This is a genomic window from Maritalea myrionectae DSM 19524 (assembly GCF_000423365.1).
Taxonomy (GTDB): Bacteria; Pseudomonadota; Alphaproteobacteria; order Rhizobiales; family Devosiaceae; genus Maritalea; species Maritalea myrionectae.
In genome coordinates, this window is the sequence record NZ_AUHV01000005.1 from 239,027 (window position 1) to 263,380 (window position 24,354).

At 52.8% G+C, this 24,354-nt stretch carries 25 protein-coding genes; 11 read left to right on the forward strand and 14 right to left on the reverse strand.

Going from position 1 to position 24,354, the window contains the following annotated elements; translation table 11 throughout:
- Positions 1–70: 70 nt before the first annotated feature.
- From recF to mutM, 5 genes are all read right to left on the reverse strand, one after another.
- Entirely contained in the window at positions 71–1,204 is a 1,134-nt protein-coding gene (gene recF, locus G549_RS0115055) for a DNA replication/repair protein RecF (protein ID WP_027835721.1), read from the reverse strand.
- Between the two features lie 37 nt (positions 1,205–1,241).
- Positions 1,242–2,366: a DNA polymerase III subunit beta gene (gene dnaN / locus G549_RS0115060; RefSeq protein WP_027835722.1), complete on the reverse strand. Its 1,125-nt coding sequence runs from the start codon at positions 2,364–2,366 to the stop codon at positions 1,242–1,244.
- 194 nt (positions 2,367–2,560) lie between these two features.
- Positions 2,561–3,997 (reverse strand): chromosomal replication initiator protein DnaA, encoded by a 1,437-nt coding sequence (dnaA, locus tag G549_RS0115070; RefSeq protein WP_027835723.1) that lies wholly within the window; start codon positions 3,995–3,997, stop codon positions 2,561–2,563.
- Positions 3,998–4,898: 901 nt separating this feature from the next.
- Entirely contained in the window at positions 4,899–5,165 is a 267-nt protein-coding gene (gene rpsT / locus G549_RS0115080; RefSeq protein WP_027835724.1) for a 30S ribosomal protein S20, read from the reverse strand.
- A 165-nt stretch (positions 5,166–5,330) separates the two neighbouring features.
- Entirely contained in the window at positions 5,331–6,212 is an 882-nt protein-coding gene (gene mutM / locus G549_RS0115090) for a bifunctional DNA-formamidopyrimidine glycosylase/DNA-(apurinic or apyrimidinic site) lyase (protein WP_027835725.1), read from the reverse strand.
- A gap of 134 nt (positions 6,213–6,346) precedes the next feature.
- Here mutM and ubiE point away from each other — a divergent pair, with 134 nt between their 5' ends.
- The 8 genes from ubiE to G549_RS0115130 all read left to right on the forward strand — a co-directional run bounded on the left by ubiE (position 6,347) and on the right by G549_RS0115130 (position 13,364).
- Positions 6,347–7,114 (forward strand): bifunctional demethylmenaquinone methyltransferase/2-methoxy-6-polyprenyl-1,4-benzoquinol methylase UbiE, encoded by a 768-nt coding sequence (ubiE, locus tag G549_RS0115095; protein ID WP_027835726.1) that lies wholly within the window; start codon positions 6,347–6,349, stop codon positions 7,112–7,114.
- On the forward strand, positions 7,099–8,658 hold the full coding sequence (ubiB, locus tag G549_RS0115100; protein WP_246778385.1) for a 2-polyprenylphenol 6-hydroxylase: 1,560 nt from the start codon (positions 7,099–7,101) through the stop codon (positions 8,656–8,658). The genes ubiE and ubiB overlap by 16 nt, the downstream gene beginning before the upstream one ends.
- A gap of 37 nt (positions 8,659–8,695) precedes the next feature.
- On the forward strand, positions 8,696–9,904 hold the full coding sequence (gene coaBC, locus G549_RS0115105) for a bifunctional phosphopantothenoylcysteine decarboxylase/phosphopantothenate--cysteine ligase CoaBC (RefSeq protein ID WP_027835728.1): 1,209 nt from the start codon (positions 8,696–8,698) through the stop codon (positions 9,902–9,904).
- A complete protein-coding gene (gene dut / locus G549_RS0115110; RefSeq protein ID WP_027835729.1) occupies positions 9,904–10,359 on the forward strand; it encodes a dUTP diphosphatase in 456 nt (151 codons plus the stop codon). Before coaBC ends, dut begins: the two co-directional genes overlap by 1 nt.
- Positions 10,360–10,387: 28 nt before the next feature.
- Entirely contained in the window at positions 10,388–11,122 is a 735-nt protein-coding gene (locus tag G549_RS0115115) for a DUF2259 domain-containing protein (RefSeq protein ID WP_051213918.1), read from the forward strand.
- A 3-nt stretch (positions 11,123–11,125) separates the two neighbouring features.
- Positions 11,126–11,866: a molybdopterin-synthase adenylyltransferase MoeB gene (moeB, locus tag G549_RS0115120; protein ID WP_027835731.1), complete on the forward strand. Its 741-nt coding sequence runs from the start codon at positions 11,126–11,128 to the stop codon at positions 11,864–11,866.
- Between the two features lie 29 nt (positions 11,867–11,895).
- A complete protein-coding gene (locus G549_RS0115125) occupies positions 11,896–12,858 on the forward strand; it encodes a Gfo/Idh/MocA family protein (RefSeq protein WP_027835732.1) in 963 nt (320 codons plus the stop codon).
- Positions 12,859–12,950: 92 nt separating this feature from the next.
- Positions 12,951–13,364, forward strand: a complete 414-nt coding sequence (locus tag G549_RS0115130; RefSeq protein WP_027835733.1) for a VOC family protein — start codon at positions 12,951–12,953, stop codon at positions 13,362–13,364.
- A gap of 23 nt (positions 13,365–13,387) precedes the next feature.
- Here the strand turns inward: G549_RS0115130 and G549_RS0115135 are convergent, their stop codons facing one another.
- The 3 genes from G549_RS0115135 to fabA all read right to left on the reverse strand — a co-directional run bounded on the left by G549_RS0115135 (position 13,388) and on the right by fabA (position 16,072).
- Entirely contained in the window at positions 13,388–14,116 is a 729-nt protein-coding gene (locus G549_RS0115135) for a metallophosphoesterase family protein (RefSeq protein WP_027835734.1), read from the reverse strand.
- Between the two features lie 176 nt (positions 14,117–14,292).
- Positions 14,293–15,519 carry a beta-ketoacyl-ACP synthase I gene (gene fabB, locus G549_RS0115140; protein WP_027835735.1) on the reverse strand — a complete coding sequence of 409 codons (1,227 nt, stop codon included), beginning with the start codon at positions 15,517–15,519 and terminating at the stop codon, positions 14,293–14,295.
- 40 nt (positions 15,520–15,559) lie between these two features.
- Positions 15,560–16,072, reverse strand: a complete 513-nt coding sequence (gene fabA / locus G549_RS0115145; RefSeq protein ID WP_027835736.1) for a bifunctional 3-hydroxydecanoyl-ACP dehydratase/trans-2-decenoyl-ACP isomerase — start codon at positions 16,070–16,072, stop codon at positions 15,560–15,562.
- Between the two features lie 269 nt (positions 16,073–16,341).
- Here fabA and G549_RS0115160 point away from each other — a divergent pair, with 269 nt between their 5' ends.
- Positions 16,342–17,145 carry a PhzF family phenazine biosynthesis protein gene (locus tag G549_RS0115160; RefSeq protein ID WP_027835737.1) on the forward strand — a complete coding sequence of 268 codons (804 nt, stop codon included), beginning with the start codon at positions 16,342–16,344 and terminating at the stop codon, positions 17,143–17,145.
- A gap of 118 nt (positions 17,146–17,263) precedes the next feature.
- Positions 17,264–17,710 carry an iron response transcriptional regulator IrrA gene (gene irrA, locus G549_RS0115165; RefSeq protein ID WP_084634209.1) on the forward strand — a complete coding sequence of 149 codons (447 nt, stop codon included), beginning with the start codon at positions 17,264–17,266 and terminating at the stop codon, positions 17,708–17,710.
- On the opposite strand, the gene G549_RS20575 is transcribed toward irrA, so the two are convergent.
- Positions 17,707–18,276 carry an SH3 domain-containing protein gene (locus G549_RS20575; protein ID WP_051213922.1) on the reverse strand — a complete coding sequence of 190 codons (570 nt, stop codon included), beginning with the start codon at positions 18,274–18,276 and terminating at the stop codon, positions 17,707–17,709. The two genes, irrA and G549_RS20575, sit on opposite strands and share 4 nt — an antisense overlap.
- A gap of 144 nt (positions 18,277–18,420) precedes the next feature.
- On the opposite strand from G549_RS20575, the gene G549_RS0115175 reads away from it, so the two are divergent.
- Positions 18,421–19,422 (forward strand): 2-hydroxyacid dehydrogenase, encoded by a 1,002-nt coding sequence (locus G549_RS0115175; RefSeq protein ID WP_027835739.1) that lies wholly within the window; start codon positions 18,421–18,423, stop codon positions 19,420–19,422.
- A 162-nt stretch (positions 19,423–19,584) separates the two neighbouring features.
- On the opposite strand, the gene pnp is transcribed toward G549_RS0115175, so the two are convergent.
- The 5 genes from pnp to G549_RS0115200 form a co-directional block, all read right to left on the reverse strand.
- Complete coding sequence (gene pnp, locus G549_RS0115180) at positions 19,585–21,714, reverse strand: polyribonucleotide nucleotidyltransferase (RefSeq protein ID WP_027835740.1); 2,130 nt, start codon at positions 21,712–21,714, stop codon at positions 19,585–19,587.
- Between the two features lie 236 nt (positions 21,715–21,950).
- Positions 21,951–22,220 (reverse strand): 30S ribosomal protein S15, encoded by a 270-nt coding sequence (gene rpsO / locus G549_RS0115185; RefSeq protein WP_027835741.1) that lies wholly within the window; start codon positions 22,218–22,220, stop codon positions 21,951–21,953.
- Between the two features lie 129 nt (positions 22,221–22,349).
- Positions 22,350–23,276, reverse strand: coding sequence for a tRNA pseudouridine(55) synthase TruB (truB, locus tag G549_RS0115190; protein ID WP_027835742.1), 927 nt, complete (start codon positions 23,274–23,276; stop codon positions 22,350–22,352).
- Positions 23,277–23,291: 15 nt separating this feature from the next.
- Complete coding sequence (gene rbfA, locus G549_RS0115195; protein ID WP_027835743.1) at positions 23,292–23,693, reverse strand: 30S ribosome-binding factor RbfA; 402 nt, start codon at positions 23,691–23,693, stop codon at positions 23,292–23,294.
- A gap of 39 nt (positions 23,694–23,732) precedes the next feature.
- Positions 23,733–24,278, reverse strand: coding sequence for a hypothetical protein (locus G549_RS0115200; RefSeq protein WP_027835744.1), 546 nt, complete (start codon positions 24,276–24,278; stop codon positions 23,733–23,735).
- Positions 24,279–24,354: the final 76 nt, after the last annotated feature.

The following is a 24,354-nucleotide window of genomic DNA, read 5'->3' on the forward strand; positions in this document are numbered from 1 at the left end:
TTTGCCGCTTTTTCTTGGGATTGTTGCGCCAGGGAGCATGGTTGCGCTTATTTGGCCGGATTTAAGGGCCTTAAAGCGTCAACTGCGCGTCTTTCACGCTGACAAATTGCGCTTCGTCGCCCAGCGCATCAAACAGCATTTTGTCGGTACCCGTCATCCAACACTGAGTGCCAAGGCCATTGAGGATTTCAAACAGGGCCGCGCGGCGCGACAAATCCAGATGCGCCGCGATTTCATCGAGCAACAAAAGCGGTGAAATGTGGGTGATTTGGCGCACCAGCGCGGCCTGCGCCAAAATAAGACCGATCAAGAGCGCCTTTTGCTCCCCGGTTGAGCACAGGGCGGCGGGCATTTGTTTATCCAGATGGGTAACCTGCATGTCTGTACGGTGCGGCCCAAGGGTCGTGCGCCCCGCCACGCGGTCAATGGGGCGACGATTGCGCCAGAGATCGGTCAGAAACGCCTCTAAAGCGCTTGAGGATACAAACTCTTCGGTCAGCTCCTCTTGCGACGCAAGCGCCACATGGGCACCGGGAAATGGCGCGTCGCCGCGCGTTTTCTCCAGCAATTGATTGAGATGGGTAATCATATCGACGCGGGCAAAATGCATCGCCGCGGCATGGGTGGCCATTTGCGCTTCGATGGCGCTCATCCAACTGGGATCGAAGTCAGTTTCCAGCAGCTTGTTGCGTTGGCGCATGGCCTTTTCAAAGGCATTGGCCTCAGCCCCATGGCTGGGAATGAGCGTCATCACCAGCCGATCAAAGAACCGACGGCGGTCGCCCGCGGCGCCGGTAAACAGCCCATCCAAGGAGGGTGTCAGCCAAAGAATGCGGGCATATTCGCCTAGCTCTTCCACCGATTTGGCGGCGCTGCCATTGATGCGCACCTTGCGTCCGGTCTGCACGCCTTGATCAAGCCCTGTGCCCATATCTACTGGGCCAACGGGTGTTTCCAAGCTTGCCGCCACGGCCCAGCCCGCCTCACTGGCATGCAGTGCCAATTGCTCAAACGCGGCGCGGCGCAGGCCACGCCCCGGTCCGAGCAGAGAAATCGCTTCCAAAAGATTTGTTTTGCCCGCCCCATTTGGCCCGGTCAGCACCACATGGCGCGGGTCCGGGTCCAATGCCGCACTTGCATAATTGCGGAAGTTTGAGAGCCGCAATCTGGAAATGTAATGGGTGGGCAGTTCACGATGTGCCATTTAAGGCCTGCCCCTTTCTGCCCCGGCGATAACGCGACTAAACGCGCATCGGCATCAAAATATAAAGCGCTTGATCGGCGTCATCTTCTGATTGCACGATGGTGGGTGACCCGCTGTCCGAGAACATAAAGATCGCCTGCTCCGAATGCACCTGCTCGATAATGTCCAGCAAATAGCGGGCATTAAAGCCGATTTCAAAGCCTTCATGCTCAAACTCGATGGGCAATTCTTCACGGGCTGTGCCGTGGTCCGGGTTGGTCACGCTCAATTCAAGCAGACCTTCGCTCAAGCCCAGCTTCACAGCCTTGCCGCCCCGGTCGGACGCGATGGTGGACACACGGTCCACGGCCTGCTTCAGAGCATTGCGGTCAACCGCCAAGCGTTTGTCATTGTCCTTCGGAATCACGCCTTCATAATTGGGGTAAGTGCCCTCAATCAATTTTGACAACAGCACCACGCCGCCCAATTCAAAACGGATTTTGCTGTCCGACAGTTCAATCGCCACGTCCTGATCATCATCGCCCAGAAGCTTTTGCACTTCGGCCACAGTTTTGCGCGGCACGATGATTGAAGGCATGCCTTCAGACCCTTGCGGCGCTGCCGTTTCGGCACGCGCCAAACGGTGGCCGTCTGTCGCCACGGCGCGCAGGATCACGCCATCATCTTCACTCATGGTGTGGAAGAAGATGCCGTTCAAATAATAGCGCGTCTCTTCGGTGGAGATGGCAAACTGGGTGCAATCAATCAGATTTTTGAGCGCGCCAGCTTTTAGGCTAAATTTGTGACCGAAATCGCCTGATTTCAAATCAGGGAACCCATCCGGGGACAAGCAGGTCAAATTGAAATTTGAGCGGCCTGAGGTGATTTTCATCTGCTCATTTGCACCGTCTGTTTCCAGATTGACTTCGGCGCCATCTGCCAATTTACGCACGATTTCATAGAGCGTGTGCGCAGGCACCGTGGTGGTGCCGGCAACGCCAACCATGGCGGGCACACTTTCGGTGATTTCAATGTCCAGATCGGTAGCCCGCAATTCGAGCTGCCCATCATGCGCATTGATCAAAACGTTGGACAGGATGGGGTATGTGGTTCGCCGCTCCACAACACGGTGAACATGGCCCAAAGATTTGAGCAAATGGTTGCGCTCCAAAGTGACCTTCATCTGACGTCTCCCATGCTGCCATCGTTTTTTTCGATGGCGCTTATCATTGATCTATTCGGGGTTGCGAAACTGGCTTTTTCTGGCGCAAAAGGCAAGGCCTAACTCGCCCAAAAGCTGCAATAACAACAGAAAACGGCGCATCTTCTGTCAAGATGCACCGTTTTATCCTCCCCCGAGAATTTCTGCGCGGTCGTCTATTCCTCGATCATACGCTTAAGCAGTTCAACTTCTTGCGCAAATCCAGTATCGCCGCCCATCAATTGTTCCACTTTGCGCACAGCGTGCAACACGGTGGTGTGATCGCGATTGCCAAAGCGGCGCCCAATTTCTGGCAATGACCGCGAGGTCAAAATTTTCGACAAATACATGGCAATTTGGCGCGGGCGCACCACAGAACGCGAACGACGCGATGACAAAAGATCCGGCTTAGACACCTTGAAGTGTTTTGCCACAGTTGTTTGGATTTCATCGATCTTCACGCGGCGTGTATCACGGGTGCGCAAAAGGTCGTGCAATGCTTTTTCGGCCAGCTCGATGGTGATTGGCTCTTCGGTGAGTTGGTTGGCTGCCACCAAGCGGTTCACTGCACCATCCAAATCTCGACCATGGGACAACACGTTGCGGGCCACATAATCGAGAACTGGCGCCGGAATGTGCAGACCTGGGAATTTCGCTGCCGCTTGTTCCGCGCGCTTTTGAACGATCGCACGGCGCAATTCTTCATCCAATGATTGGATGGGCACAACGAGACCACCGGAAAGGCGTGACCGCAACCGATCATCCAACATGTCCAAATCGCGTGGCGGCGCGTCGCCTGCCACCACAACTTGTTTGGCCCCCGTGAGCAAGGCGCTCAACGCTTGACCCAACTCGGTAACGGACTTGCCTTGCAAGAACTGCATATCATCGATCAACAACACATCGATCGAGCGGAGCCATTCTTTAAACGCGATGGCGCTTTGACGCTGCACGGCGGTGATGAAGTGATACATAAAATGGTCGGCGGTGAGATAGACGATATTGCGGTCCTTATCGCCAGCGCCGGCGGCCCATGCAATCGCGTTCAACAGGTGGGACTTGCCCAAGCCAACGGAAGAGTGAATATAAACCGGATTAAAGGCGGCTGTGCCTTGGGCGGCGGCCTGTGCAACTTGCTTGGCGGCAGCTAAAGCCATTTCGTTGGCTGACCCTGTCACAAAGCTATCAAAGGTGAGCTTGGGATCAAGCGCTGATCCTGAAAGCGCATCGCCGGCCTTAATACGCGCATTATGCTGCACGCCTGTGCGCAAACCCTGATTGGTGGTGGACTTGGCTTGCGGCTTTTGTGCCTCAGAACCATTATTCTGCTGGATTGTGGCGCGTGGCTTGCCATTTACCCGCACGGTCAAATGCAATTGAGCCACTTGATCTGTTTCGGCGGTAAAAGCCTCCAAAATGCGATCTTGATAATTTGATGTAATCCAAGAGCTCAGAAAGCGGGTCGGCACTGATAAATGCGCAACCCCGTCGCGGATTTCCTCCATCTCCATCGACGCGAACCATGATGAAAACACATCTTCGCCCACACTTGCCCAAAGTCTTTTCTTCGCGCGTTCCCAAATCTTAGACTGATCCGCCCCCAAATCTGTCATTTGCTCTCCGCCCATTTGTCCTGATTGATTGGTCGCAACATCTAGTTGTTCTGTTTCTTGATTGATGTCGCGCGCCAAAAGCGATGTGTGGTTCATATGTGCCTCTGTTTGCCCAAATCTTACCCGTCTCCAACCCCGCAAGGTTGGCCGCACGACGGGCTGTTTTTGCCCCGTAAACATAACAATATCGCTCGCCGAAAGTATTCGCCGCTTCAATTGTCATTTTATTTTGTAGTTTAGCGATTGCCGCCAGAAAGTTTTCTATTGAAACTCACAAGACATGGTGAGCTAAGAAAAAAATGATGCGAAATGCTTAAAAGTATTCCGAAACTCGGGCCCCGATCGCCCGTTTTTCTTGTGCCGCATCACAATGCCCCCGGTTATATTGATATGTGTGTTTTTATTATTCACATATCTTTAGTCTTCGTTCCAACGAGGATCATATTAGCCTTGAAAAATTTCGGTTTCAACCGTGGAATCTCGCAAAATGGGGATTGACTCTTTAATCAAAAGTGCGGGTGAGCAGGGGTGAGTCTACCCCCCTCTTTTTAAGGCTTTGACTCTCCTTACAAATTCATAAATCAAGCCCTAAAAGCACGTTAATAAAAAATTTACTTTTTCTGGTTTTTCGGTCGTTTTTTATATTTTTTGCCGAAATTCGCCGCAGAGGAGACTTCGGTAAACATCTGAAAATAAATATTTTTTCGGGCTGCATGTCGGTTTTACGACAGATTCATAAATAGATTCAATAATTTGCAGGCGTTTGTTATCAAGGCAGATAGTCTCAAACGCAACAATTTCAATGCGCCGATATTTTTCCGCTCGCGCAGGCACGCAAAAAGCCCTTCCTTGATCACTCAAAGAAGGGCTTTCAAATCTGCAATGTCAAAGTGTGATCTGCTTAAGCAGAAACAGCTTTCACACGGGCTGCCAAACGCGAAATTTTGCGCGAGGCCAAATTCTTATGAATAACGCCTTTGTTTGCAGCGCGCATAATTTCAGGCTGCGCAGCTTGAAGCGCTTGCTTCGCTGCAGCATCGTCGCCTGATGTAATCGCTTCTTCAACCTTGCGGATGAATGTGCGCATGCGTGAACGACGTGCTTTGTTGACTTCGGTCTTACGCTCGATCTTGCGTACAGCCTTTTTTGCTGACGGAGTATTTGCCATGCTTTTCCTCGTAATGCGTTTTCGGCTCAAATTCTCAATAATTCAAACCGAAATAAAAGCGGCGGCACAGCTGCCGCCAAAATTTCGTTGGCGCGTTATAGAGCGCCTAGGCGATCACGTCAATATCAAATTAGGTGAAATAGCGGGCAAACGCCCGCACTCGGCCTAAGTCTGACAGGCGGGACACATAAAGGTGGAGCGCCCAGATTGCACCCGACGTTCAATTGATGTGTCACACCCCTCATTAGCACATAATTCGCCCTCGCGGCCATAAACCTTAAACTGATGTTGAAAATAGCCTAAATCGCCTTGCGCGTTCTTGAAATCTTTCAAGGTAGAGCCGCCCGCCGCGATCGCGATTTGCAAGGTGCGTTTGATGGCTTGGGTGAGCCCCTCCAGCAGTGCCGGGTCGCGCCCATAGTCGGATGCCAACTGCGCCATGGGCTTAAACGGGTCTATTCCCATTTCATAAAGGGCTTCACACACATAAATATTGCCTAAGCCCGCCACATTGCGTTGATCCAGCAGGCCGGTTTTGACCGGGCTTTTCTTATTGGCGAAGCGCTGGGCCAAATGATCGGCATTGAACTGGTTGGACAAGGGTTCAGGCCCCAAATGGTCCAAATGCTTGTTGGGCGCCCCTTGGACGATCAAATCCATATAGCCGAAACGGCGTGGGTCATTATACACGAGCTCAACCACGCCCTGTGTGGGATGGGTGAGTTGCATCACCACATGATCATGCTTGGTCGATAATTGTTGCTTGTGCACCCGCGCGGCCGCGTCAGGAACATATTGGCCGACCTTGAAACTGCCGCTCATGCCCAAATGGGCCAACAGCACCTCAGGGCTCGACAGCCCAAGCACCAGATATTTGGCGCGCCGCCCCACATGGATAATGGTTTGGCCGATCAACCGATCCGCCATATTGTCGGGAAACGGAAATCGCAAGTCAGGCCGATTAAGGATCACCTTCTCAATCGTGGCCCCAGCCAGAAAGGGCTCGAGCCCTCTTTTCACGGTTTCAACCTCTGGTAATTCGGGCATTTTCTCTTTCACTTTCGTCGGTGGCCGCAGGTGTGTGCCTGCGTCAATCCACTGCAGCCATATCATGGCGTCTTTTATTGGAAATCCAAAACGGCTTGGGATATGGTGCCGGAAATTGAAGGAATATCGAAAAGATGACTGACGCACAACAAACCACACATTTCGGTGAACGCGAAGTGCCTTTGGGCGAAAAGCAGGGGCTGGTGAATGATGTGTTTCATAAGGTGGCTGACCGCTATGATCTGATGAACGACATGATGAGCGGCGGCTTGCACCGGGTGTGGAAGGATGCGTTTGTGGCCAAGCTCGCGCCACCCAAACTGGGCAATGACCATTATCATGTGTTGGATATGGCAGGCGGCACGGGCGATATTGCCCAGCGCATTTTGGCTGCCTCCCACGGCAACGCAAATGTGACCGTTTCGGACATCAATAGCGATATGTTGCGCGTGGGGGCGGAGCGGGCAAAAAATTGGCGCTATCAAGAAGGTGTCGACTTTGTTGAAGCCAACGCTGAAGAGCTGCCGTTCGACGACAAGATGTTTGATGCCTACACCATCGCTTTTGGCATTCGCAATGTGCCGCAGATCGATAAAGCCCTGCGGGAAGCTTATCGCGTGCTCAAACGTGGCGGCCGTTTGATGGTGCTTGAATTCTCAACCGTCGATGTCCCCGGTCTCGATAAAGTTTATGAGCTGTTTTCTGACCATTTGATCCCGCCGATGGGCAAAATGGTGACCGGTGATGGCGACCCCTATCAATATCTGGTGGAGAGCATTCGGCAGTTTCCAAAGCCCGAACCGTTTGCGCAAATGATCCGCGATGCCGGATTTGAGAACGTCAATTATACGCCGCTTACCGGCAACATTGCCACCATCCATTCGGCTTGGAAAATCAGATAGGCACAACATTTATGGGACTTTCAGCCTATTTTCGCTTGCTTCGTGCAGGCTATGTTTTGGCCCGCGAAGGGGCGCTGTCGATCACGGAAGGCCAAGGCATCAAGGGGCCTGCAGCACGTGCGATCAAGCTGGCACGCCTGATTGAACGGCGCTCTGTGCGCAAAACCGGGCGGGTGGAGCGCTTGTCCAAAGCGTTGCAAAAGCTTGGCCCAACCTATGTCAAGCTAGGGCAAATGCTGGCGACACGGCCTGATATTGTCGGCGCCCATGTGTCCACTGACCTGCAAGGGCTGCAAGATCAAATGCCGCCGTTTGACCAAAAGCTGGTGCCCGAAATTTTGAAGCGCTCACTAGGCAACGGTGCCGACAAGCTGTTGGATGTTTCCGAGCCCATTGCTGCAGCCTCCATTGCGCAGGTACATCAAGCCTATATTGAGGGGCCAACCGGCCGACAAAAGGTGGCCATAAAGCTTTTGCGTCCGGACATTGAGGAACGTTTTTATAAAGATTTAGCCTCCATGCGCGCCGCCGCCGGCCTTGTGGAACGCATGGTGCCGAAAGCGCGGCGCTTGCGGCCTTTGGACGTGATCAAAACGTTGGAACGGTCTGCGTTTTTAGAGATGGATTTGCGGCTGGAAGCCGCCGCCATTTCCGAAATGCGTGAAAATACAGAACAAGATCCCGGCTTTGAAATTCCCACCGTGGTTTGGCCGCAAACCGCACGGGAGGTGATGACCACTTCCTGGATGGATGGTATCCCAATTCGCGATCACGCCAAGATTGATGCGGCGGGCTTGGACCGCAAAAAGATCGCCAAAGATTTGCTGCAAAGCTTTTTGCGCCATGCCATTCGCGATGGCTTCTTCCATGCAGATATGCACCCGGGCAATTTGTTTGTCGCGCCTGATGACGGCACGGTTCGGGCAGTTGATTTCGGCATTATGGGCCGTATCGGCCCGGAAGAACAAAAATTTCTGGCCGAGATTCTATACGGTTTTATTACCCGCAATTATCGACGCATCGCCCAGTTGCATTTTGACATTGGCTATGTGCCGAAGACCCAGTCAGTCGACGATTTCGCGCAAGCCCTTCGCGCCATTGGCGAACCGCTGGTGGGACGCGCGGCCAATGAGATTTCCATGGCCAAGGTGCTCACCCAATTGATGGATGTTACCGAATTATTTGATATGGAAACCCGCACTGAATTGGTGATGCTGCAAAAGAATATGGTGTTGGTGGAAGGGGTTGCGCGTTCGCTTGATCCCGAACTGAACATGTGGACCACCGCCGAGCCGATTGTGTCTGAGTGGGTGAAGCGCAAAGTGGGGCCGGAAGGCATCATCAAAGACGCGATTGCGACGGGCAATGAGTTTTTGCTGGCCGCAAAAAAACTGCCTGACCTGCTTGGGCGGTATGAGCGCATGTTGGAACTATCAGAGAAACACCGCGATCAAACGCCGTTTTTTATGAAACGTTGGTTTGCGATTTTGAGCGTGACGCTTATGCTTTTGCTGGGCGCTGCGGCGCTGAACTCGCTGTTCTAGGCGCAAAGACAGCCCTAACGGGGCTTAAGGAGATCATATGCTCGAAGGCCGCAAAATTTTATTGATCATTACGGGCGGCATTGCCGCGTTTAAGGCGATTGATGTGATGCGCCTGATCCGGAAAGCGGGCGGCGAGGTGCAGCCTTTAATGACCCGCGCGGCACAAAATTTTGTGACCCCGATGACCGCGAGCACCGTTTCGGGCAAAGCCACCTTGACCGAGTTGTTTGATTTGAGCCGCGAGGCGGAGATCAATCATATTGAACTGGTGCGTGACGCGGATCTCATTGTGGTGGCTCCGGCCACGGGTAATTTTATGGCCAAGATGGCCCTTGGCCTTGCTGATGATTTGGCCTCCACCGCCATTCTGGCGCGCGACAAGGATGTGATCGTCGTGCCCGCCATGAATGTGCGCATGTGGGAATCGGCGGCCACCCAGCGCAACTACAAGCAATTGCTGGCGGATGGCATGCAGTTTTTGGGCCCGGTTGAAGGCAGCATGGCGTGCGGCGAATTTGGCCCTGGCCGTTTGGCAGAGCCGCCAGAAATCTTTGACGCCATCTGCGCCTATTTCGAAAAAGGCCAAAGCCTCAAGGGCAAGCATTTTATCGTCACCTCCGGCGGCACGCGCGAGCCAATTGATCCGGTGCGATATATCTCAAATGCCTCCTCCGGCAAGCAAGGCACCGCCATTGCCCAAAGCCTGTTGAACCGTGGTGCCAAAGTAAGCTTTATCTATGGCGCATCTGACGTGCCGCCACCCGCCGGGGTCGATGCCATTGCCATCGGCAGTGCCCAAGACATGTATGACGCTGTGCATCAGGCTTTGCCTGCCGATGGTGCCATTTTTTGCGCCGCTGTAGCCGATTGGCGTCCCAAGCAAGCGGGTGCGGAAAAGATCAAGAAAAAGCATGACGGCACAACACCCTCGATTGAAATGGTGCTGAACCCCGACATTTTGAAGTCGGTTGCGGAGCTGGACCAGGCCAAACGCCCGGCATTGGTGGTCGGCTTTGCCGCAGAAACTGAAAATCTGGTGGAGCATGCGCGCGCCAAGCGCCAACGCAAGGGGTGCGATTGGCTGCTGGCCAATGATGTCAGCCCGGAAACAGGCACCTTTGGTGGCGACCAAAACAAGATCACATTCTTTGCATCTGATCAGCCTGAAGATTGGCCAAAGATGAGCAAGTCTGATGTGGCGGAAAAACTGGCTGATGCCATCTCAAAGCATTTTGGAGACGCGTAATGGTCGACGTTCAGTTCAAAATTTTACCCCATGGCGAGGGTCTAGATGCACCACAACAGGCCACCACGGGTGCAGCCGGGTTGGATTTGCGCGCGGCGGTGCCCGCTGACACGCCGATGGTTCTTGAGCCGGGCAGTCATGATATTGTCCCGACAGGCTTTTCGTTGGGATTGCCCGAAAATTACGAGGCGCAAATTCGGCCTCGGTCGGGGCTTGCTGCAAAGCATGCGGTGACCACGCTAAACGCGCCGGGCACCATTGATGCCGATTATCGTGGTGAGGTGCGGGTCATCCTGATTAATCACGGGAAAGCGCCGTTCACGATCAATCGCGGTGACCGGATTGCACAAATGGTGATTGCACCCGTTGAAAAAGTGGTCATGATAAAGACAGAATCTCTGTCTAGCACTGATCGAGGTGCGGGCGGGTTTGGTTCAACTGGGGTGTCGTCATAAGCGGCACGCTTTGCAAAGAGGTGCTCAAATGACCTTAACTTCGCTAATCTCGCGCTTTGCGCTTGTCCTCGCTCTTGTCTTTTCCTTTAATTCCGCTGGCCTTGCAGGTGATCGCGCCTTACTGAATGCCATCGGCTATTCAGAAGATGGTCGCTATTTCGCCTTTGAAGAATTTGGTGTGCAGGATGGATCAGGCTTTGCCTATTCCAATATCTATCTGATCGACCTGGCCGAAGATAAGTGGGTGGAGGGTTCGCCCTATCGTGTGCGCTCCGAAGAAGAAATGACGCCACTACATGTGATCCGCGCCCAAGCGGCCAGTGAAGCGTTTGCGGATTTGGAAGCCTATGGCATCGTCACCCCTGCCGATATGATCGCCTTTCAGGCCGAAGGCGAACCCGAGATCGACCAGACCAGCATTGAGTTTAATGTGCCTGGCTTTATGGGCCCCGCGCCGCGCGATGACATGTATGAAATCGCTCTGGAAATCTTCAAGGCCCCCTCCACCGAACCTTGCGTGGATTATATGGGTCAGGAACCGATGGGGTTTGCGGTCAATTTGACTGATCTTCAGGGCAACACTGACCGTGTTTACGAAGATGGGCATATTCCTAAATCGCGTGGCTGTCCGATCACCTATCGACCCACTGCGGTGTTTATGCCTTTCCAATCCTACAATCTGGATCATGCAGTGCTGTTGGTGTCTGTTTGGGCGCATGGCTTTGAAGGGCCGGACCGTCGCTTTATCGTGGTGCCACTCTAGCCCATGCCCCTTAGTGCCGACGAAACCGCCCGTTATGCCCGCCACATCGTGTTGAAAAAAATTGGCGGCATTGGGCAACAACGGCTCAAAGCTGCCAGAGTGCTGATCATTGGCGCAGGCGGCTTGGGCAGCCCGGCTTTGGCTTATCTAGCTGCGGCAGGGGTCGGCACCATCGGCATTGTGGATGATGATCATGTGTCCCTGTCCAATTTGCAGCGGCAGATTGTGCACCGCACGGTTGATGAGGGGCTGGCTAAAACCGACTCGGCTCAGCGTTTCGCCACAGCGCTCAACCCACATATATCGGTCAAAGCCCATCCGGTGCGGCTTACGGCTGAAAATGGCGCGGACATTATCGCATCATACGATCTTGTGTTGGACGGTTCCGACAATTTCACCACCCGCAAATTGGTGGCAGATTTCTGTGCGCGACAGGAAAAACCCTTGGTGGCAGGTGCGGTCAATCTGTTTGACGGTAATCTTACGGTTTTTATGCCCTATGAAAACGACAATCCGTCCTTTGACGACCTATATCCAGAACCGCCACAAAACGAGGCGCAGTTCTCCTGCGAAGAAGTGGGTATTTTAGGCCCGATCACCGGGGTGATCGGCAGCTTGCAGGCACTTGAGGCGATTAAACTGATCGCCAAAGTGGGCAAACCCTTGGTCGGGGAAGTGCTGATTTATGACAGCCTTGATGTCACCACCCGTAAAATGAAATATCGACGCCGCACCAAAGCTTGATTATCTTTGCCCCAAAAAAGGGGAACAAGATGACAAAATCAATCGCCGTGATCGGCTTGGGCATTATGGGCCAACGCATGTTGCAGGCGCTCAGCACCTATCCCGCATTTGACGTCACCCATATGTGGGACCCGAGCGACGCGGCCCAAAGCGCAGCGCTTGCCATTGCCCCCAATGCCACCATTCCCGACACCGCCGAAGCGGCAGTAGATGCCGTAGATCTGGTCTATTTGGCTTGCCCGCCCGCTCCCCGGCACGTTTATGCCAAATATGCAGCCGATCTGGGCAAGCCGCTCTTTTTGGAAAAACCCTTGGGCACCGACATATCCGCCAGCCGCGAGCTGGTCCGTCATCTTGAGGCGACCAAGGTGGCTGCAGCGGTTAATTTTGTGCAGGCCACTGGCGAGCCGCTCGCCCACATTCAATCCGCCAAATCTTCCAGCGGCATGGGTGCCTTGGCAGGAATCGATATTTTTGTCTCCTATGCTCAATGGCCGCGCGCCTGGCAAGTGAAAGCCGATTGGCTACGGTTTCGTCCCGAGGGCGGCATGACCAGGGAAGTGATTTCCCACTTTATGTTTTTCGCCGAGCGACTGATGGGCCCGGTGGAGTTGGAGTGGGCGCATGTGGATTATCCCGATGCCGAACTCTGCGAGACCAATTTGGCGGCGCGACTGACCAACCGCGACGGCATCAAACTCAATGTTTTTGCCGCTGTTGGCGGCGCACAGCCGGACCGTCAGGAGATTTTTGTCAAAGGTGAGAAGCAGAGTTTTTCTGTCCGCCAATTTAGCGAGCTTTGGGTGAGCGATGGCGGTGAATTCAACCAGATTGTTGACCCGGGAGACAATGCGCGAATTGACGGTTTGCATGCCCAATTGGATGACTTTAAACAATTGATCGACGATCAGCCGCATCTTTTGGCCACACCACAAGAAGCCCTCAGTGTTCAGGAAAAAATTGAAGGGATGTTGCGAGCAGGCCGTCGCTAAGAAAAGCTCAACCAAATCAACAGGCTTTGCTTGACGGTTCGATTAAAAATCACAACAATCGTGCATATTCTATTTGAGGTAGGTTGTCCCTTATGAAATCGATTTTCCATCTTGCCTATCACGTGACTGATCTCAACGTGGCCCGCTATTTCTATGGTGAGATTTTAGGCTGTCATGAAGGCCGCAGCGCCGAAAGCTGGGTTGATTTTGACTTTTTCGGGCATCAGATTTCATTGCATGTGGGCATGCCGTTTAAGACGGCACGCACTGGCCTTGTGGGCGACCACAAAGTACCGATGCCACACTTGGGTGTGATCTTGGAGCATGGCGATTGGGAAAAGCTGGCCGAACGGTTGCGCCGCGCCAATGTGGACTTCATCATCCCACCGCAGGTGCGGTTTGAGGGCGAGCCGGGTGAGCAATGGACGATGTTTTTCACCGATCCTTGCGGCAATCCGATTGAGGTTAAAGGCTTCAAAGATATGGATGGCGTGTTCGCCAGTTGATCCAGCAAAGGGCGTCGCCAGCCTTACGGTTTGAGCGGCGCACGCCCTTTATCTGTTAGCACCCAACTTTCCTGCCCTTCGAAAACAGCGGCCGTGAGTGGATCGCCATACCCTGCCCCCGAATCAAGATTGACCCGATTGCCATAATGGGTGGCAGCGGGGACGGTGGTGTGGCCATGCACGACAAGCCAGTCATGGGGCTGAGGGTCATCCAGAAAACCTTCTCTGATCCAAACGAGATCGTCTTCTTCTTGCTGTTCTAGCGCCACCCCTGGCCGAATGCCCGCATGGACAAACAGCGTTCCATTTTCAATATGAGTCAACGGCAACTTGTTTATAAAGTCGAGATGGTCTTGTGGAACCGATGCTTTGGCATCCTCATGAATTTGGAAAATGCGCCGATCCTGATCTGCCTCGATACCATATGAGGCCATGGTTTCAACGCCGCCAATGCGTTCGTGGAACCAATCATAACCCGGCTTTAGCCGATAGTCCGTCCGCGGATAATCTTCCATAAACATGGAAAACATGCGGTCATGATTGCCCAAAAGGCATGTCCAGTTTTTGCCAGCGTCGACTCCATTCGCCAGATATTCGATCACGCCTTGGCTGTTGGGTCCGCGGTCCACATAGTCGCCGAGAAAGACGATTTTTGCGTTTGGCCCACCATCGCGCTCAATCTTTTCCAGCGCGTGCTGTAACATTTCAAGCTGCCCGTGTATGTCGCCGATGGCGTAGATGGGGTCGTTCATCTGTCTTCCTCAAAGCAATTTGATCAGGTGCAAAACACCAAGGCTGGCAAGTAAAAGGGGCCAAAAGGCCCCTTAAATCATTTGCGCCGCATCGGCGCATCTTCTTGACGCGCCGTCGTTCGCTGCGCGCTTACTACCCTGACACCGCCGCCATTTGGTGCCTCGGATAGGCGTGGTTAGGCATCCGGGTGTTTAAACACCAAGGTGGCGTTGGTGCCGCCAAAGCCGAAGGAGTTGGACATAACGCACCCGATGTTCTGATTGTCACGGCGCTCACGCAAAATCGGCATATCTTCAAATTCTGGATCGAGTTCGAAGATGTTGGCGCTTTCACACAGGAAGCCTTCATTCATCATCATCACGGAATAAATCGATTCTTGCACACCCACAGCACCCAAAGAGTGGCCGGTCAGTGATTTGGTGGCGGACAATGGCGGACATTTGTCTTCATTGCCGAACACTTTGCGAATCGCTTCAATTTCCTTGATGTCACCAACCGGTGTCGATGTGGCGTGCGGGTTGATGTAATCGATGGGGCAATCCACCGTCTCCAGCGCCATGCGCATGCAGCGCTCGGCCCCTTCGCCTGATGGGGCCACCATGTCATAGCCGTCAGATGTGGCGCCATAGCCCACGATTTCAGCCAGAATGTTCGCACCGCGCGCTTTGGCGTGCTCATATTCTTCCAAAACCATGACGCCTGCACCACCAGCGATGATGAAGCCATCGCGGTTTTTATCGTATGCACGTGAGGCTGTTTCTGGCGTGTCATTATATTTTGAGGTCATCGCGCCCAACGCGTCGAACATGTTGGACATTGACCATTCAAGGTCTTCACTGCCGCCAGCAAACACGATGTCTTGCTTGCCCATTTGGATTTGCTCATAGGCGTTGCCGATACAATGCTTTGAGGTCGCGCAAGCAGACGTGATGGTGTAGTTCACGCCCTTAATTTTAAACGCAGTCGCCAACGTCGCAGATGCCGTTGAACTCATCGCCTTTGGCACAGCCAATGGGCCGATACGCTTCGGGCTGAGTTTTTCGCGGGTGATGTCCGCCGCCTTGATCAAAGTTTCCGTTGATGGACCACCAGAGCCCATCACAATGCCGGTGCGCGGGTTGGAGATGTTTTCCTCTTCCAGCCCAGCCTGCTCGATCGCTTCTTGCATAGCAACATAGTTCCACGCCGCACCACGCGCCATAAAGCGAGTGGTCCGACGATCTAGAACGGAAAATGGATCAAGGGTCGGCTCGCCATGCACTTGGCTGCGAAAACCATATTTGACATGGCTTTCAGCGGTTGTAATGCCAGGTTTTGCGTCGCGCAGGCTCTGCAGCACTTCCGCTCGGTTGTTCCCGATGGAAGAAACAATTCCCATGCCTGTGATGACAACTCTTTTCATTTTGTCCTCTTTAAATCTTGCGGCTCAAAATTGGCGTCGACTATTTGTCTTCAAGGCCGATCAAGCCCACGCGCAAGTTTTCGGCTTTGTAAATGATCTCACCGTCTGCTTTGACCCAGCCATTGGCAACGCCAAAGGGCAACGGAGACCGCATGTGCTTTTTAATATCAACATGATATTGCAGCAATTTTTTGTCATTTGTGGCTTGGCCAACAAACTTGATGGCACCGCCCAGGGCACGTCCGCGGCCGGGAGACCCGGACCATGACAAGAAAAAGCCAATCATTTGCCACAACGCATCAAGGCCCAAACAACCCGGCATAACTGGATCGCCGATAAAGTGGCATTGATAGAACCACAAATCAGGGTTCAAATCCAATTCGGCTGTTACACTGCCTTTTGAGTATTCACCGCCATCGGAATCGATGTTGGTGATGCGATCAAACATCAACATTGGCGGCGCAGGCAATTTGGCGTCGCCTTGCCCTGGCAGCTCGCCGCGTCCATGCAAAATCAAATCATCGTAACTAAACTGATGGGCGCGCTCTGTCATAAGCCCTTTTTCCCTTATTCATGTCATTGTGCGGTGCCTCTTGATGCCGCCGCCATTTCAAAACCCAAAACAAATTTGCTCGTCCATAGCATTTTTGGGCGTTTGCGCAAAGCTATTGCAATTGTTTAACCCATATAGGGCGTAAGGAAAAACGCCAAGCCCAAAGGGGGCAATTGCCCGGCTTTTTTGCGAATTTGTGGCTTGTCACCCTTGATTGGTCGCGGCATCGTGTGCTGTTTTTGGCGCGAATGTAGCTATGGGGTATTTAAATGCAGATTTTTCAGGTGGATGCTTTTACATCCGAATTGTTCAAAGGCAATCCAGCCGCGGTGATGGTGCTCGACCAATGGTTGGATGACGCGCTGATGCAGCATATCGCCATGGAAAACAATCTGTCGGAAACCGCCTTTGTGGTGCAACGGGCGGACAAATCGGGTTGGGACATTCGCTGGTTTACCCCATCGCACGAAGTGAGTTTTTGCGGCCACGCCACTTTGGCCAGCGCCCACATCCTTCACACGGAATATCAAGCGGAGCGGCCAATCCAGTTTTTTGGCAAAGTCGGTGCACTTCAGGTCGACTTGCATGAACCGCATGATCGCTCGCCCAGCTATTTGCTGGATTTTCCCGTTATTGCCCAGACGCCGATGGACGCCTTGCCGAAGGAAATAGCGGCCAGTTTTGCCGCAACGCCGTTAGCATTGTTTAAAACCTATGAGAACTATTTTGTGGTTCTTGAGAATGAAGACGCCGTGCGCACTTTTGAACCCGATCTTGGCGCCTTGGCCAAACTGGGCACAGACGGGGTGATCATCACCGCCCAGGGCGACGATGTTGACTTTGTGTCGCGCTACTTCGTCCCCGGCAGTGGCATTGATGAGGACCCGGTGACGGGCTCAATCCACACCACACTTGTTCCCTATTGGGCGCAGAAGCTGGGTAAAAACACGCTGGCGGCACATCAGGCCTCCGCACGGGGCGGCAATTTGTCGTGTCGTCTAGTGGGTGATCGTGTGCATATAGTTGGGAATGCAACAACTTACTTGCGCGGTAATTTGTGTCTAGAGGCTTAATCTGGCCCAAAGTACCGGATTTGTTGCATTCGGGGCGTTAATCTTGTACATGGGAAATTGTTGAAGCCCGTGTGAGACGCACCTATAGTGCGTTTGACTAAGATAGGGATGGGTGTGAATGAACCAGTTGCAAAAATCTAGTTTTCGTCAGCCGAGCTCGCGTGGACCTTGTTTGACGGCCGTTTTGCGTATGGCAGGTTTGCGGCCCACACGTCAGCGTTTGGCGCTTGCGGATTTGATTTATGGCAATGGTCATCGCCATGTGAGCGCGGAAGCCTTGCATGCCGAAGCCGATCAAGGCGGCGTCGCTGTGTCTTTGGCCACGGTCTACAACACGTTGCGCCAGTTTAAAGATGCGGGTTTGTTGCGCGAAGTGACCGTTGATGCTGCTCGCACTTATTTTGACACCGACACATCAGATCACCACCATTTTTATATTGAAGATGAAGATCGGGTGATTGACATTCCATCGCATGAAATTGTCATTCAGGGGCTGCCTGATGCGCCCAAGGGCATGAAAATTTCTCACGTCGATGTGGTTGTGCGGGTGCGGCGCGAGAACTAGTCGAACGTTTCGTCGCTATAGACGCCCCAAACAAATTGCTTTTCAACCCAGCCTTTAAAGTTTTGCTGGCGGTCGTCTTCGCCTGGCTGAAAGCGACCGGCCACTTCACACCAGCTTTGATCGCATTCTTCGACGGTCACCAGCACTTGCGGCGCCAATTGCGCCCGCAAAGGCGCACCACGATCAGCTCGGGCATATAGGGGAATGGCTTGCGACTGTGCATTTAACCACGGCGCAATCAACCCTGTGCGCCGACCGGACAAAAGCGATTGGTGAATCCACCCCTCATCCCCTTCCGAATCGCGCACCTTGCGCCAGGTGTCAAACTCTTGGATCACTTCAACGGGCAAACCTGATTGGGTGAAAATCCATGCAATCTGATATTTTTGGCCCGGGCCATGGCGCACATTGATCTTGGACGACCCGAGTGACACAAACCGCGGCAAAGGCAGGCCGGAAGGCCCAGAGGTTTGAGCATAGAGCGGCGCAACACACAGCCAAACAGCGCAAAGCGCGAGGCAGAAGGATTTGATCTGGCGGTGGGATTGGGCAGCAATAAAACGCATTGCAATTTCATCTCTTGTTATTGGGGCCAAGGCTCGATATTTTACCCGCAAATAGGCAAAGACACCTTAATGTTAAGCTAAAACGACACTCAATTGCGCAATTGTTTCGCACTGGGTGATCTAGTACGGGTTGAAAGGGAATATATGCCTCACACGAACGCCCGTGTTCTGGTTACGCGGCAATTGCCCACCCAAGTTGAGGCGCGCATGTCCGCGTTGTTCAAGGTGGCATTTAACACAGAGGACACAGCCTTTACCACCCAGCAATTGATTGAGGCGTCGCAAAATTGTGAGGTGCTGGTCTCCACCATCACTGATGATCTAAATGCCGATGTGATTGCGCAATTGGGCAACGATGTGCGCCTGATCGCCCAATTCGGCAATGGGGTCGATAATGTGGATGTGAATGCCGCGGCGGCGCGCAACATCACGGTCACCAATACCCCAAGTGTTTTGACTGACGACACCGCCGATATGACCATGGCGCTGATTCTTTCGGTGCCCCGCAGGCTGATTGAAGGCAGTCAGGTGCTGCTTAAAGATGGGTCGTGGCCCGGCTGGTCGCCCAATTGGATGCTGGGTCGGCGCCTATCCGGCAAGAAGCTGGGCATTGTGGGCATGGGCCGCATTGGCACCGCCGTTGCGCGGCGCGCCAAGGCCTTTGGGCTGGATATTCATTATTACAGCCGCTCCAAGCGCCCGCAGAGCCTTGAAGCTGAGTTGGGCGCCACCTATTGGGATAATCTGGAAGATATGTTGGCGGATGTGGATATTGTGACCCTGCACACGCCGGCCACCCGCGCCACCAGCCATTTGATCAATCGCGACAATATTCAATTGATGAAGCCGGATGCCATTTTGGTGAATTTGGCCCGGCCGAACTTGATTGATGAAGACGCGCTGATTGACGCTATTGAAAGCGGCAAGATTGGCGGCGCTGCGTTAGATGTGTTTGAACATCACAAACCCATCAATCCAGCGCTGTTGAATCTCGCTCGCGCCCACAAAGTAGTGCTCACCGCCCATATGGGCTCTGCGACACTCGAAAGCCGGATCGAAATGGGCGAAACCGTTTTGGTCAATATCCGGACGTTCCTGGACGGACACCAACCGCCACATCGCGTATTGCCCGACCATAAAGGCTGACGAGTTTGGCGATGGCACGAAGATAAGCGCACAGCAATGATGATTGCCGCGCATGTAGCTATGCTGTTTTGGAAGACGCTGGTCCCAAGTCCGATAGGACACAAAAAAGCCCGACGCTGACGAAGCAGGTCGGGCTTTCTTTGTTTAGATTAAGTTGACGACTTACTCGTCGTCTTCTTTTTCGATTTCTTCGCCAGTTTCCTGGTTCACCACTTTCATGCTCAAGCGCACTTTGCCGCGATCATCGAAGCCCATCAGCTTCACATAAACGCTGTCGCCTTCTTTGATGATGTCTGTGGTTTTCTCAACGCGCTTATCCGCCAATTGAGAAATGTGCACCAGGCCATCGCGTGGGCCGAAGAAGTTTACGAACGCGCCAAAGTCCACGGTTTTCACCACGGTGCCTTTGTAGATTTCGCCAACTTCTGGCTCATCGGTGATGGATTTAATCCATTTCACGGCCGCTTCGATGGCTTTGCCGTCAGATGAAGACACTTTGATGGTGCCTGTGTCATCAATGTCGACTTTCGCGCCTGTTTTCTCAACGATCTCACGGATCACTTTACCGCCAGCACCAATCACTTCACGGATTTTGTCGGTTGGGATCTGCAACGTCTCGATGCGTGGTGCAAATTCGCCCAGCTCTTCACGTGCGCCTTCAAGGGCTTTCGACATTTCACCCAGAATGTGAGAGCGACCGCCATTGGCCTGTGCCAATGCCGTTTTCATGATCTCTTCGGTAATGCCTGCGATTTTGATGTCCATCTGCAGCGACGTGATGCCTTCAGACGTACCCGCCACTTTAAAGTCCATATCGCCGAGGTGATCTTCGTCACCCAAGATATCAGACAATACAGCAAAGCGCTCGCCTTCAAGGATCAAGCCCATGGCAATGCCAGAGACGGGACGAGCCAACGGCACGCCTGCATCCATCAATGCCAATGATGTGCCACAAACGGTCGCCATTGAAGATGAACCGTTTGATTCAGTGATTTCAGACACAACACGCAATGTGTAAGGGAATTCTTCCGTTTTCGGACGGATCGGGTTTACCGCGCGCCAAGCCAATTTACCGTGGCCGGTTTCGCGACGGCTTGTGCCGCCCATGCGGCCAGCTTCACCCACTGAGTAAGGAGGGAAGTTGTAATGCAGCATGAAGTTTTCTTTGCGGGTGCCGTCCAAGCTGTCGATGAACTGCTCGTCATCGCCAGTGCCCAATGTGGCCACAACCAAGGCCTGGGTTTCACCACGTGTAAACACGGCTGAACCGTGGGTCCGAGGCAGAACGCCAACTTCAGCAACGATCGGACGCACTGTTTCCAGATCACGACCATCAATACGACGACCTGTGTCCAAAATATTCCAACGAACGATTTTGGCTTGCAAAGATTTGAAGACCGCGCCGATTTGCTCTGGCGTATATTTGGCATCTTCATCTTCGTTTTCAGGCGTGAAGTGTTCTTTTACTTTGGCTTTCGCCGCGTCAACCGCTTCATAGCGCTCTTGCTTGTCGGTGATTTGGTAGGCTGCGCGCAAATCATCTTCAACAACTTTAAGCATTTCAGCTTCAAGCTCTGAATGATCTTCAGGCACATATTCGCGTGGCTCTTTGGCTGCCAATTCAGCAAGCTTGATGATCGCGTCGATCACTTTTTTGCTTTGCTCGTGGCCATACATAACCGCGCCAAGCATGATGTCTTCGTCAAGCTCTTTGGCTTCTGATTCCACCATCAACACAGCGTCTTGTGTGCCGGCCATGATCAGGTCAAGTTTGCTGTCCGCATTTTGCTCAGGGGCAAAGTTCAACACATATTCGCCGTCAATGTAGCCAACGCGCGCTGCGCCAATTGGGCCCATGAATGGAATGCCGGAAATGGTCAGCGCTGCAGAAGCGGCTACCATGGCCAAAACGTCCGGCTGGTTTTCCAAATCATACTGCAACACAGTGATGACCACTTGGGTCTCGTTTTTGTAGCCATTCGGGAACAAAGGACGGATCGGACGGTCGATCAGGCGACAAATCAATGTCTCTGATTCAGTTGGACGACCTTCACGTTTAAAATAGCCACCCGGAATTTTACCGGCAGCATAGAATTTTTCTTGATAGTTCACGGTCAGTGGGAAGAAATCCACGCCCGCTTTTGGTTCTTTGGCTGAAACAACCGTGGCCAAAACAACAGTTTCGCCCAATGTGGCCAAAACAGCGCCGTCTGCCTGACGGGCCATTTTGCCAGTTTCAAGGGTCAGCGGTTGGCCGCCCCAGTTCAATTCAACTTTATGATGATCAAACATATTTTCGTCCTTTAAATAGGCCGTTGGCGCCCGTTCACTCCAAGTCAACGCAGCACCCGACCATTTTGATATTTTAAAGGAACAAACCAGCAAGCAAGATGGCAAGGCGCTTTTATCTGACCTGTGCGATGCACCTATGGTCACGTAGAAAAAGCGTCCGACGATCCTGCTCCGGCATTGCCCCTTTCGTTCAAACAATATGGAGGGCCAAAGCCCTCCATATCAAGTCTATTGCCTTAGCGACGCAAGCCCAAACGCTCAATCAGCGATTGGTAGCGTGACACGTCTTTGTTCTTAACATAGTCAAGCAAACGACGACGTAGGCTAACCATTTTCAAAAGGCCACGACGAGAGTGATTGTCTTTCTTGTGGTCTTTGAAGTGTTCGGTCAAATTTTTGATCCGCTCAGTAAGAACTGCAACTTGCACCTCAGGAGAACCAGTGTCCCCATCTTTGGTGGCATATTCTTTGATCAATTCTTCTTTGCGCTCAGGCGTAATCGACATCGGCCAATCCTTTCTAAAATGAAAGCTAAAAGGTCACCCATGCGCCGAGATGTCGTCCAGCACAGGGTCATTATCCCGCAAAGGCGGTTGCGCGGGTATATATAGGAAAATCCTATAAAAGAAAAGACTTCAATTGCGGATGGGCGAATCGGGCAAAATCACACGGCTCGGCTTGAACTGCCCTTTTTCCACCCGGCCAATGGCCAGTACATCGCCGCGATGGGTAGCATAGGCGACGTCGAGGTGAATTGGGGCGTTGCGGCCCAGCAACAAAGCCGGATTGCCCATGCGCACCGCTTGCGCCTGCTTTTGATCCAAGCTCACCTCATCAATGTGCCCCAAGGCGTCCGCAATGGGGCGCAGCATTTGATCGCGCTCCAGCGTCGTTTCAAGTGCTTCAAGCTCTTCGATGGTCACTGCATCTTGATCGGTGAAATTGCCGACCGCAGCGCGGTGCAAGCGCGACACATGCCCAACAGTGTCCAGCTTTTCCGCAATATCGCGTGCAAGCGCCCGCACATAGGTGCCTTTTTGGCACGTCACCCGCAGGGTTGATTGTTTTTCGCCATGACTCAACACCTCTAGCGATTCCACCTCAATTTCTCGCGGTGGCATTTCAACTTTTTCGCCAGCGCGGGCCAAATCATAGGCGCGCTCACCTTTGATTTTAATGGCCGAGAAGGCAGGCGGCACTTGGGTGATGATTCCCGTGAAACAATGCAGCACATTATCGAGTTCTTCAGCGCTCGGGCGGTGGTCAGATGTGGCGATCACCTCGCCTTCCACATCGTCGGTGGTGGTGGCGCTGCCCCAGGCAATATCGAACTCGTAGACTTTGGTGCCATCTTGCACGAAAGGCACGGTTTTGGTGGCCTCGCCCAATGCAATGGGTAGGATGCCGGTTGCCAAGGGATCAAGGGTGCCCGCATGGCCAGCCTTTTTGGCCTCGAATAGCCATTTGATTTTGCCCACCGCCTGTGTGGAGGTGAAATCATAGGGTTTATCGAGAATCAGCCAGCCGGAAATGGCGCGCTTCACGCGTTTTTTTTGCGACATTGTTTTTAAGTGGCTCTACTGGTCTTGATCATCGTCGTCATGATCAAGATCGCGGGCAACGCGATCCGACCGCAACAATTCATCAATGCGCCCGGCTTCATCAAACGTGTCATCCACAAAGAAGCGGAATTCAGGGGCGTATTTCAAATCGATGCTCGGCGATACTTGGCCGCGAATAAACTTCTTATTGCGGTTCAAGGCCGCCACGACAGTCTCGGCATTTTTGCCGCCCAAAGGCATGATATAGACTTTGGCCAGTTTCAAATCCGGCGACATGCGCACTTCAGGCACCGTGATGAAAGCGCCAATGAGGTCATCATCCATAATTTCATCGCGGGACAAAAAGCTCGACAGAGCATGTCGCACCAGTTCGCCCACGCGCAATTGCCGCTGGGAGGGGAGTTTTTCACCGCTCATAATCTTTGCCTTGTTTGTTCTGAAGAAAACGATAGGGCATCATAGAAGGCATCTTCCTGCAAAATAACCTGTGACATCTGACACCTGTTCGCTTGTGTCAACGAATACACTGAGTTGAAACCAGCGAATACATCCGAAGCCTGGCACCTCTTTTTCATAGACCAACGGTAGACCTTCTGCCAGCGCTTCGCTTATGTTTTTCGGGCCGGAAAGGCGTTTTTTGTACCCTGCATCGAGCACTTGCGTCTCTGCTTGCTGGAAATCTATGTTATCCTCAAACACTTCTGGTATCAGTGACATCGGGGCCGAACACGAGTTACAGTTCCAGTAGTAGTTTTTTGCCAAAACTCGATCGATGTTATTGAAATGAAAATCCGGTCTTGTGGAAATCCAGGCAATATAGACGACCGCTTGAATGAAGGTTGTGGCCACAACTAGCCAGACGCAGATCTCGAGGAATAGTTTAAGGACAGCCTTTTGATCAACGTTGGTTTCTGACGAATAGCCCACGATAGACGCGAATAGCCCATATATTCCAGCTATCGTAATCAACGCAACGGCAAAAAGCTGTACAGCAACGTGCAATCTTTAAACCTCGAAACAGGTAAGAATAGATGTCAGTGACGCCTAAATAGAGATGGCGCCTGATGGCGCCATACTC